Here is an 11048-nt window from a genome sequence, read left to right as displayed (position 1 = left end):
CTTACTTACCGAATCACACGTTTGATCGTCGAAAGAAGTTTGTCTGGGTTAAATGGTTTTACTAACCAGCCAGTCGCACCTGCCTCTTTACCCTTCATTTTCATATCTGTCGAGCTTTCCGTTGTAAGCATCAAGATAGGTGTGAATTTATACGCAGGCAATTTTCTCATTTCTTGGCAGAGCGTAATACCGTCCATAATTGGCATATTTACGTCTGTAATTACTAAATCAAAATTACCACCACTGGCTTTTGCTAACCCTTCCTGCCCATTGGCAGCCTCATCCGTTTCGTAACCCGCCCCCTTGAGGGTGAAACTTACCATATCTCGGATTGAATTCGAGTCATCTACTACAAGCACTTTGGCCATAAAGTTTTCCTTAATTAAAAAGCTTAATTTTCTAAATACTGAGATAAAATCGGCTCATTAATGCCAAGTTTATTCAGGCTGTCCTTGATCAAGCTAGAAGTACAGTGCCACGTTATTGTTTTATTTTGTGCAGCAAGGTGGGTAACCATGGCTAATAGTAATTGACAACCGATGGTGTCGATTTTCACTACATTAGCGTCTTCAATTTCGATGTTGTCATTATCTGACATATAGTCAAATAACGATGATTTGAAAGCTTCCGCTTTTGCGATAGTTAATTCTTCGGGTAAGTGGAACATTGCCTTCCCTTTCTAACCTAACGAACTTAGACAACAGATCCTGAAAATATAACCAATCTCATTTCCAATCAAGATCCGCCGCGTAACAATTTATTTTTTTTCAGCGATTTACATCTTTTTAACGCGAAAAAACCACCAATTTTACAAAACTGCTTAGCTTTTGAGCGGTAGACGTCCGTTAATATCCCTACTACCGCTCTGGTTATATTCTAAAAGGTAGACAAAAATTTTTATTAGTCAAAACCAAGTAGTTCATTTTTCGAATTTAGTTGTGTTCAAATTGATTTAGTGTCGATGAATCATTAAGCTGATAATGAACATCATTTATCTTGCAATGGTACAGGTATGTCAGCAGAAAATGTAAAAGCACCCAGTCAAGTTTTTCGTTGGTTTGAGAAAATGAAATCAAACTACGAACAATCAATCAAAGCGGTGTTAAACCGGTTTGAGCAATATAACGAAAAGCAACAGGCAAGATTAGATGCTTCACACTTAGAGCATGTCAACAATTTGAAAGATGCTCATCATCAATTACACAACCAACAACAAGCAACTATTGCTAGGCTTGAAGCAGATATAGCCCACTACAAGCAACAAGTGGCTCAACAGCAGCAAACTATCGAGCAACTTAACAACCGATATGATGCTGTCATTACGACTTTTCTAAGCGCAAAAAAAACAGCTGATGACGTATTGGATATCTCTGCAGAATATTCAGAAAACCAAGCTATTACTCAGCCTGCTGCGTTGAAGGGAGATTCAAACGAAACGGCTGTCGACAAGAACAGCTCTGAAGATAATATTACCGAAGACATTGCAGCTCAAGGGAGCGTCCCTGCTAAAGATGACTGTCGCCCCAATAAAGACATCACAATAACCGTCAAAGAGAGCTCTGCTGAAAATGATCTCGAGGCGGTGCATCAAGAGGCAATTTTACTGAGAACAACTGAAAACTTCGATGAAGCTATTCCACTCTTCATGGAAGCTGCAAAGCAAGGTTGCAATAAATCTATGGGAGCGCTTGGACGAGCTTACTTTCTAGCAGAGGGCGTTGAGCAAGATCCATTGAGCGGCCTAGCATGGCTTATAAAAGCAGCTGAGGCTGACTTATTGCAAGCTAAAGACAAAGTCTCAGCGTACCAAACCGCTGAACCTGAGATGTATAAACAAGCACTAAAGCTGAGTGAATCTCTAATTAGCTAATCACTCCTTAATTGTGTGATAAAATAGTTGACCAATTTGCTTGGATATAATCATTGCTTTCAGTAAAATCAGAATCCACTGATTTAAACACCGATGAATTATGCACGCATTTTTTGAGTATGTTCCGCTAGTTTTGTTCTTTGTCGTATACAAGCTTTACGATATCTACGCGGCAACAGCAGTTCTTATTGTAGGTTCTTTGCTTCACATCATTTACCTCTATGCAACCACACGAAAAGTACCAGCAAAAAACTGGATTATTTTTGGTTTAATAGCCGGCTTCGGTGGGTTAACTATTTTCTTGCAAGATGATGCTTTTCTAAAATGGAAAGTCACCATTATTAACGAATTTTTCGCCGTAGCATTGCTCGTCAGTCATTACGTATTTGGTAAAAACATCATCAAACAGTTAATGGGTGAAGCAATAGAATTGCCAGATGCTATCTGGGCTAAACTGAATTTAAGCTGGGCTGCCTTCTTTGCATTTTGTGGTGCATTGAATGTATATATAGCATTCAATTTCAGCCAAGAAGTTTGGGTAAACTTCAAAGTGTTTGGCCTAATGGGATTAACGTTTGTTTTTGCCATTGGTTCAATAATGGCACTAAGTAAACATCTCCCAGACGATGAAGACAAAAAAGAATTGAATACCGAAGAGTAGTATCGAATTATGATGTATTACATGATTTACAGTGAAGATGTTGAAAACAGCCTATCGCTGCGTATGCCTGTACGTGAAGCACACTTAGATAGATTGCGAGCTTTGCAATCAGAGGGGCGTTTGCTAGTTGCAGGCCCTTGTCCCGCAATTGACGCTGAAAATCCAGGTGAAGCTGGCTTTACAGGCTCTTTGGTTGTTGCCAAGTTTAACTCACTTGAAAGCGCTCAAGCGTGGGCAGATGTTGATCCGTATGTTGATGCTGGAGTTTACGCTAAGGTAATCGTCAAACCATATAAAAAGGTGTTACCAGCTTAATATGAAGTATTTACTGCCCGCTACCCTTCTACTATTCTGCGCCGCAACAACGCCATTATCACAAGCCAAATCGATTGAGTCTTGTGAAGAAAGTATGACAGACAATGTCGAGTATTCTCGATGTTTGGATGGTGTAAAAGAGGCAGTAGACAGAGAATTGCAAACATGGGTCAATAACCAAACCTTCATATTAGAAGAAATCGCAATCCAAACGGGAAGAAAAGCAGCCCTTAATATGTTTAAGCGTTCGCAATCAAATTTCATTACCTATCGTGAGAATAACTGCCGCTGGCAGTATCTAGCAATTTCCCCAGGCACTGGTGCAGGTCCTGCATACAAGAAATGTTATATCACTGTTAGCCAAATGCGCATTGAAGAGCTAAGCGCGCTGAGTCAGTAAGGCTACAAAACATTATTCAACACTCTGTTGTAACATTCATAAAAAAGGCTGATGTTCATCAGCCTTTTTTTACTGTACCTCGTATTGCTCAACACTACAGCATTTTTCTGTGTTTTAACGTCGATGAATTAGGATTGAATCTGTCGCTCGACTTCTTCTTCGCTCGACAACATAACTGCAAGCCAGCGTCCATCCTGAGAGCTTTCTAAACCAATCTTGATTATCATGGTAAGCGGCACTGACAACAGCATACCGACCGTACCCAATAACCATCCCCAGAAAATTAATGACAGGAACACCACCAACGTTGACAAGCCAAGCCCCTTACCTAAGTAACGAGGTTCAACGACATTGCCCATCACGGTGTTAATCGCTAGATAGCCTAAACCAATCCCCCCTGCTGCCGCTGGTCCTAACTGCAATACTGCTAGAGACATTGCCGGTACAGCTGCAATTATTGAACCGATATTGGGAATGTAGTTGAGTAAGAAAGCCAGCACACCCCATAACAAAAAGAAGTCTAATCCGATGATGTACAGCATTAATGAAACAAGGGCTCCTGTTCCAATACTAACAACCGTTTTTATCGCGATGTAGTTATTAACTGAAGTCAAAAAGCGATCAATTTGATTGAGACGCATTTCAGGATCATCTAGCGCGACATGCAGTTTATTCGACAATGAAGATGCCTCGAACAGCAAGAAAATCACAGTGATTACAATCAAAAACAAGTTAGCCATTACACCACCAAGGCCACTAAGCATGTTGGCAGCAAGCCCCATAGCCGCGCCCGGATCAAAGTATTCCATGATTAGCGCGCTAGACACAGCAATGTTGTATTCAGCAAGTTTAGTTGTTAGCCATGCAAACTCTTCATTTAATTGAGCACGGTATTGCGGCAATAATTGTGAAAGTTCATTGAGCGAGTTACCAACCAAGCCTGCAATTGACAATGCTATCGATAAAAACATCGCGATAACAAATAAGACTGAAATTCCCTTTGGAATTTTATACTCACTCGCTTTCACGACTATTGGATTACAAATAATCGCAATAAATACCGACAAGAGAAATGGCACCAACATATTTGATGCAGCTTTTATCCCAGCAAAAACAACAAAAAGCGCGGCCATAACCACCATGCCTTTTAAAATGCCAGATGAAGATTCCTTTAATCCCATAATCCATCCACGAAAAAAACGACTTGGCTATCTTGTTGTTATTACCTTAAAAAAGCAACGAATTCTTATACTGGGCTAAACTTTACCTAACAACGCTTCGTAAAAAAGGCTAAAAACCAGTGCAAGAAAGTATGCGAATTCTTATTACAGGTGCGACAGGCCTTATTGGCAGAGCATTTATATCAGCGTTTCAACATAAATATCAATTTACGGCGCTGTGCCGTAACCCTGCAACAGCAGAACTGCCTAAAACAGTGTCAATCATTGATAACTTATCTAATTTACAAAACCTTGATGATTTTGACATTGTGATAAATCTACAAGGTGAGCCAATCTTTGGTAAGCGCTGGTCAACAGCAAGAAAAAATGCGCTACTGCAAAGCCGGGTATTTGTAACGCAAACACTCACCACATTATTTAACAACTCAGAAAAGCCACCTTCCGTTTTTATTTCTGGTTCAGCCATTGGCTACTACGGTAGGCAAAGTGACATAAGTATAAATGAATCGTTCGACTCCCCTTACCCGGAGTTTAGCCATCAATTATGCAAGCAGTGGGAGCAAGCTGCCAGTAAAGCGAAAAAGACTACCCGCGTATGTCTACTTAGAACAGGAATAGTACTCAGTAACCGTGGTGGTGCACTCGACCAAATGGTACCGCCGGCAAAGTTTGGCTTAGCCGCTGTCATTGGTGATGGACGACAGTACATGTCATGGATTCATATAGATGATATGGTCAACGCTATCGACTTTATAGCGGATCATAGTGAAATAGAGGGGCCTGTAAATTTAACTGCCCCGAAACCTGTTTCAAACCGAGAATTTACAGATACCCTGTCACAAGCCCTTAAAAAGCCTCGCTTTTTATCTGTCCCAGGTGCATTTATGCGGGTTATGCTTGGCGAAGGCGCTGACTTGCTTACCTTTGGACAACACGTGATTCCAAGCAAACTTGAACGCGCCGGCTACACGTTTCGTTTTCCAACATTAAAGCCTGCACTTACGCAAATTCTTGCGCCTTAAGCAAAAGTACTTTCGTGGTAAATCAAGAGAGTGAATAGAGCAGAGCTCGGTGTGACTCCGAGCTCTTTGTTATGATTACATTGTCCTACGAATTAACGTAACGCTCGACATATTGAGCAGACGCCAGCAACTGATCATTCCCATAATGCCAACAAATGCCGCACCTGAAACCATACCAATGCCCCAGTATTCAAGATGAAAACTCGCCTCCATTTTAAATACTTGAGTTTGAATAAAGAATACGGCTATTTCCATCGCCATTCCGGCCATCAAGCCCGCAACTAGCCCAAGACAGATAAACTCCAGCAACACGCTATTTTTGAGTAAACTTCCTTTTGCACCTAAAGTCCGAAGAATCGCGATTTCTCGCTCACGCTCCTCCATACTTGCTTGCACTTGGGCAATCAATACAAGTGTCCCTGCGATAACAACGAGCACCAGTATAAACTCCACCGCCAGAGACACTTGTTCAATGACGCTACGAAGTTGATTAATTAGCGCTTCCACATCAATCATCGATATTGTTGGATACTGCGCTAAAAACTGATTAAACGCTTGTACTTTTTCCGGCGCAACAAAGTGCGAGGAAATATAAGTTGCAGGGAAATCTTGTAATACGAATTCGTTAAAAACCATGAAGAAGTTTGGCTGTAACGACTGCCAGTCAACCTTGCGAACACTGGTCACATCAACGGTAAAATCTTCACTGCCAAGTTGAAAAGTAAGCTTATCGCCTACCACCACGTTGAGTCGCTGCGCAACCCCCTCTTCAATAGAGACCTGCGGACGTGTATCATCGCGAGAGAACCATTGCCCACTTAATATTTCATTACCCTCTGGCAACTGATTACGCCAAGTTAAATTAAGTTCACGCCCTATTCCACGGCGCTGGCTTTCAGGCTCTTTGTCTTCTTCTTTTGTCACTTCTTTAGTAACAGAGTCGTCATTGATGGCGACAAGTCGGCCTCGAACAACGGGATACAAACCACTGCCTGGAATATTCTGCGCTTCCATGAAACGGTTAACGTCATCAACCTGCTGCTGGCTTATATTCACCAGAAAGCGGTTGGCTGTATTGTCAGGTAATTGGGATTGCCAATCACTGATTAAATCACTACGAATAACCACAATAAGCAACAACAACTTAATGGCGATTGTAAAGCTGACCAGCTGAACACTGTTTTCCTGTGCCCGACGTTTTAAATTTGCAAACGCTAAATGAAGTGCCTTGCCAGACTTGCTACCAACACTTCGGCCAGCGCTCACAAACACTTGGCCAAGCACTAGCAAAATTGCTGACACTATAGCGGCACCTAGCAGCAACACAACGCTAAGCAACCAGTTTTGGCTGAACATATAGAGTAAGAGGTATAGAGCAATAATAGCCGGCACAAGCTGAAGCCAGTGGAAAGTATCGTGTTTAAAACCTCTGATTACAGCGAGTGGCTTGATGGTCACCAGTTGCTTAAGTGGAGCAATAGCGAAAGCTATAGCGCATAGCACTCCCGTCGCGATTGCGACCAATAGTGGCATGGTCATCGATGCTTTAGCCGATATCTCCAAATAGTCTTGCATCGCATTTAAACCGACTTGCTGCAAACCGAAGCCAATAACGAGACCAACAACAATAGATAGAGCAGATAACAGCCCCCAATGTAGACAGTATAATGCCGTAATGTGCTTCTGACTTGCCCCCATCGCTTTAAACACAGCAACCATAGGTTGATGACGCTGGCCATATCGACGACTTGCTACCGCCACAGCAACCGCTGCCAGAACAATGCCCAACATGCTTGCAAGAGACAAGTACTGCTCGGCTGCATCTAATGAAGAAGATAACGCAGAACGGCTAGATTGGATGTCATACCAGCGCTCTGTCTCTTTAACTTGCGGCTCGACCCACTCGTCGAACTCAGCCATCACATCAGCATCGCCTGCAAACAAAACCTTGTACCCCAATCGACTGCCCGGCTGGATAAGCTCTGTTTTAGGCATATCATCGATGTTTAGGAATAACTCAGGTCCAGAAGTAAAGACACTAAAAGATGCATCGGGTATTTGGGTAACAACGCCCGCTATTCTTAGTACCGCCATCCCCACTTCAACAGTGTCACCAATGCCAACGCCAAGGATATTAAGCAGCTTTTGTTCTACCCATATGTCACCAGGTTTCGGCGCTTTGCTTACTGAAATTATACCGCTAGCATCTTTAACGAGCATTTCTCCTCGTAAAGGATATTGGTCGCCTACTGCGTTAATTTCTGACAATTGCAGTTTTCCATTGGCGAAGACCATAGAGCTCATTTCTAGCTTTTGTGCAGATTTGATACCTAGTCCTTCGCTACGCTCAATGATGGCTGTATCAATTGGTCTCGGGGAGCTATAAACCCAGTCTGCAGCAATGAAACTGGTACTTTTGTTAAGAATCGCTGCTTGTATTTGATGTGAAAAGCCTGATAGCGAGAATACCGTGGCAACAGCCAACACAATAGCGAGAAAAATAATGGTTAACTCACCACGACGTAACTCGTGGCTGAGTAATCTGAGTGATTGCTTTATCCAGACATTGTTACTCATTAACAGTCCTCAATGTCTCAACCTCTGCAGATTGCTCATCGACAATTCGGCCACTATCGACAACCACTTTACGGTGACAACGGTCTGCTAGTTTTTCATCATGAGTAACGAGAATCAGTGTTGTGCCATTCTCTTTGTTCAAATCGAACAGCAGTTCTGTAATATGGCGCCCTGTTTTACTATCGAGATTACCCGTAGGTTCATCAGCAAATAAAATGTCAGGACTAGTGATAAATGCACGAGCAATTGCAACACGCTGTTGCTCTCCTCCTGACATTTGTGAAGGGAAATGGTTAATGCGATCAGGTAAACCCACTTGCTTTAACAATTCTATGGCACGCTCTTCTGCATTTGCCATGTTTGCTAACTCCGCAGGTAGCATCACATTTTCAAGCGCTGTTAAACTGTTTACTAACAAAAACTGTTGAAAGATAAACCCTACATGTTGCGCACGCACTGCGCTGCGCGCCTCTTCATCCAATTTTTGTAATGAGTGACCCTTAAGCTCAATCGAACCGCTACTTGGTACGTCTAAACCAGCCAGCAAAGAGAGTAATGTTGTTTTGCCAGAACCAGACGCTCCAACTATGGCTAATGTTTCACCAGCGCTTACCGCTAGATTTATGTCTGACAATAGGTCTAAAATATCATTTTCCAACGATACAGATTTCGCTAAGTCTGTGACTTTTAAAATAATGTCGGATTCTAACTTCATGTTTAAATGCACTTCCAAATTAATGTTAACCGCTTTATTGCTTGCTTTTTGTTTCAACGCAAATGCTGTGTCACGTATTTTATTACTGGGTGATAGCCTAAGTGCAAGTTACGGAATGAAACAAAACCAAGGCTGGGTTTATTTACTTAATCAGCAATTAAAAACGAATAACGCTGGTTACGAGATCATCAATGCTAGCATAAGTGGTGAGACCACAGCAGGCGGTTTATCTCGCTTACCTGGAATTCTATCGAAAGAAAAATTCGACTATTTGTTAATTGAATTGGGAGGTAATGACGGTCTTAGAGGCTTTCCGGCTGACTTAATAAAGAATAATTTGTTACAAATAATTGGCTTAGCTAAAGCAGAAGGCATCAAAGTTCATCTAATGGCGATAAGAATTCCGCCAAATTATGGACCGCGTTATAACAAACTGTTCGAGCAAGTCTTTGTTGATGTATCGCAACAAGCACAGGTACCGCTTATGCCTTTTTTCTTAAATACCGTTGCAATCGATACGAACAATATGCAGTCCGATGGTATTCATCCGAATGTTAAAGCACAGCCTTTGATTGTAGATATTATGGCAGAAGCTACAGCCAACATGATTAAGGGAAGCTAATGGAATTCATCTGGATTTTATTTGCGTTTATATGTGGTTTAAGCGCAAAAGTTATTTCTCTACCACCGTCTATCGGCTATCTGATTGCAGGTTTTGTCCTGCACTTTTTAGGTCTTGAGGCTGACGCCAGTTTAACAACGCTTGCTAACTTAGGCATCACATTGATGCTATTTACGATTGGCTTGAAGCTAAATATTGGTGATTTAACTAAGTCGGAAGTCTGGCAAGGTGCCCTAGGACACAGCACGCTTTGGATAGTGCTTTGCTTCGCCGTGATCAAGCTATTGGCGATAACAGGGCTCGCCTATTTTGCAGATTTAACGACGTCTTCCGGGTTACTTGTCGCCTTCGCATTAAGTTTCAGTAGCACAGTCTGTGTCGTTAAACTGATGGAAGATCACGGTGAAATGCGCACACGTCATGGTAAATTAGCTATTGGTATCCTTGTTATGCAAGACATCGTTGCCGTTATCTTTCTGGTTGCAGCAACAGGAAAAATTCCTAGCTACTGGGCGTTTGGGTTAGTTCTCGCATTCGTACTGAAACCCCTAATTTATCGCTTAATAAACACTGTAGGGCACGGTGAGTTAATACCACTAACCGGTTTTTTCATCGCTTTAGGCGCCTATGAGCTATTCGAACTCGTTAAAATAAAAGGTGATTTAGGTGCATTGCTTGCAGGTATGTTTTTGGCAGCCCATCCAAAAGCAAGTGAAATAAACAAATCACTTCTTAACTTTAAAGATTTATTCTTGATCGGCTTTTTCTTGCTTATCGGCTTTACTGCGCTACCGACACTGGAAATGCTGGGCATTGCCCTACTCATTTGCTTGATGCTACCAGTAAAATTTGTGATGTTTTACTTATTGTTTAGTGCACTGAAACTGAAAGCTCGCTCGGCTTTTTTAACCTCTATGGTTCTGACTAACTTTAGTGAATTTGGACTCATTGTTTCGTCTATCAGTGTACAGTCTGGTTGGCTATCAAAAGAGTGGTTAGTGATACTAGCGCTCGCTGTATCGATTTCATTTGTGTTAACCAATGTAGTCTACCGCTTTGCTGAACACTTGTTCATGGAGAACAAGCCGAAACTTATTAAGTACGAGCGCAGTTCACGTTTGGAAGAAGACGTATTCAAACAGCCTTGTGATGCGCCAATCGTCGTCGTTGGTATGGGCCGTGTCGGCATGGGTGCCTACAACGCTATTGCTCAACAAGTGGGCAAGAAGGTTTGGGGACTTGATGCTGAACGGGCTAAAGTAGATTGGTTAACAACAGAACATGTGCAAGCGTTTTGCGGTGATGCAGAGTCTCGAGATTTTTGGGAAACGATTGATTTAGACAAGCTGAAATTGGTCATGATTGCTGTCCCCTCCGTAAAAGACACCATAAATATTACTCATCAATTGCGCCTTGCGAACTATCAGGGCCAAATAGCCGCTATTGCGCGGTTTGACGACGAACGTGAACAATTAGAAGAACTAGGTATTAACAAAGTATTTAACTTCTACCACGAAGCTGGTGTTGGTTTTGCCGAAGAGAGCCTAGCCATGATGTCCTCTCAACAGGAAGCCAAGGCATAGCCTTGGTTTCTTCTGTCACAACATAACAAGTGCGTTAGAACAATGTTACAGAAGGGATGGCGCAGCATAAACATAAAATAAAGAAAAGAAAAAAGCCGGCAT

General features: G+C 42.1%; 12 protein-coding genes. 7 read left to right on the top strand and 5 right to left on the bottom strand.

The features are described from left to right. Positions 1-5: 5 nt before the first annotated feature. Positions 6-368 (bottom strand): response regulator, encoded by a 363-nt coding sequence (locus ACFSJY_RS09515; RefSeq protein ID WP_386033625.1) that lies wholly within the window; start codon positions 366-368, stop codon positions 6-8. Between the two features lie 23 nt (positions 369-391). Beyond that, complete coding sequence (locus ACFSJY_RS09510; protein WP_386033623.1) at positions 392-667, bottom strand: STAS domain-containing protein; 276 nt, start codon at positions 665-667, stop codon at positions 392-394. Between the two features lie 345 nt (positions 668-1012). Between ACFSJY_RS09510 and ACFSJY_RS09505 the strand changes: the two genes are divergently transcribed. The 4 genes from ACFSJY_RS09505 to ACFSJY_RS09490 all read left to right on the top strand — a co-directional run bounded on the left by ACFSJY_RS09505 (position 1013) and on the right by ACFSJY_RS09490 (position 3246). Next, positions 1013-1870: an SEL1-like repeat protein gene (locus ACFSJY_RS09505; RefSeq protein WP_386033621.1), complete on the top strand. Its 858-nt coding sequence runs from the start codon at positions 1013-1015 to the stop codon at positions 1868-1870. Positions 1871-1970: 100 nt separating this feature from the next. Further along, the gene (locus ACFSJY_RS09500; RefSeq protein ID WP_386033619.1) at positions 1971-2531 is read left to right on the top strand and encodes a septation protein A; all 561 of its coding nucleotides are present in this window, start codon (positions 1971-1973) and stop codon (positions 2529-2531) included. A gap of 12 nt (positions 2532-2543) precedes the next feature. Next, positions 2544-2846 (top strand): YciI family protein, encoded by a 303-nt coding sequence (locus tag ACFSJY_RS09495; protein WP_386035001.1) that lies wholly within the window; start codon positions 2544-2546, stop codon positions 2844-2846. Between the two features lies 1 nt (position 2847). After that, complete coding sequence (locus ACFSJY_RS09490; RefSeq protein ID WP_386033617.1) at positions 2848-3246, top strand: lysozyme inhibitor LprI family protein; 399 nt, start codon at positions 2848-2850, stop codon at positions 3244-3246. A 128-nt stretch (positions 3247-3374) separates the two neighbouring features. Here ACFSJY_RS09490 and ACFSJY_RS09485 read toward each other — a convergent pair whose 3' ends face one another. Beyond that, a complete protein-coding gene (locus ACFSJY_RS09485) occupies positions 3375-4427 on the bottom strand; it encodes an AI-2E family transporter (protein WP_386033615.1) in 1053 nt (350 codons plus the stop codon). 131 nt (positions 4428-4558) lie between these two features. Between ACFSJY_RS09485 and ACFSJY_RS09480 the strand changes: the two genes are divergently transcribed. Beyond that, positions 4559-5449 carry a TIGR01777 family oxidoreductase gene (locus tag ACFSJY_RS09480; RefSeq protein WP_386033613.1) on the top strand — a complete coding sequence of 297 codons (891 nt, stop codon included), beginning with the start codon at positions 4559-4561 and terminating at the stop codon, positions 5447-5449. A gap of 75 nt (positions 5450-5524) precedes the next feature. Here the strand turns inward: ACFSJY_RS09480 and ACFSJY_RS09475 are convergent, their stop codons facing one another. Together ACFSJY_RS09475 and ACFSJY_RS09470 are read right to left on the bottom strand one after the other, a co-directional pair. Beyond that, positions 5525-8026, bottom strand: coding sequence for an ABC transporter permease (locus ACFSJY_RS09475; protein WP_386033611.1), 2502 nt, complete (start codon positions 8024-8026; stop codon positions 5525-5527). Beyond that, a complete protein-coding gene (locus ACFSJY_RS09470; RefSeq protein WP_386033609.1) occupies positions 8019-8741 on the bottom strand; it encodes an ABC transporter ATP-binding protein in 723 nt (240 codons plus the stop codon). The genes ACFSJY_RS09475 and ACFSJY_RS09470 overlap by 8 nt, the downstream gene beginning before the upstream one ends. On the opposite strand from ACFSJY_RS09470, the gene ACFSJY_RS09465 reads away from it, so the two are divergent. Together ACFSJY_RS09465 and ACFSJY_RS09460 are read left to right on the top strand one after the other, a co-directional pair. Beyond that, positions 8740-9363, top strand: coding sequence for an arylesterase (locus ACFSJY_RS09465; RefSeq protein WP_386033607.1), 624 nt, complete (start codon positions 8740-8742; stop codon positions 9361-9363). The genes ACFSJY_RS09470 and ACFSJY_RS09465 overlap by 2 nt on opposite strands. Then, positions 9363-10946 (top strand): cation:proton antiporter domain-containing protein, encoded by a 1584-nt coding sequence (locus tag ACFSJY_RS09460; protein ID WP_386033605.1) that lies wholly within the window; start codon positions 9363-9365, stop codon positions 10944-10946. The genes ACFSJY_RS09465 and ACFSJY_RS09460 overlap by 1 nt, the downstream gene beginning before the upstream one ends. The last annotated feature ends 102 nt before the right edge of the window (positions 10947-11048 follow it).

Source organism: Thalassotalea euphylliae, from assembly GCF_042682785.1.
Taxonomy (GTDB): Bacteria; Pseudomonadota; Gammaproteobacteria; order Enterobacterales; family Alteromonadaceae; genus Thalassotalea_F; species Thalassotalea_F euphylliae.
The sequence above is the reverse complement of the archived record's forward strand: the minus strand, read 5'-3'. Positions and strand labels throughout refer to the sequence as shown.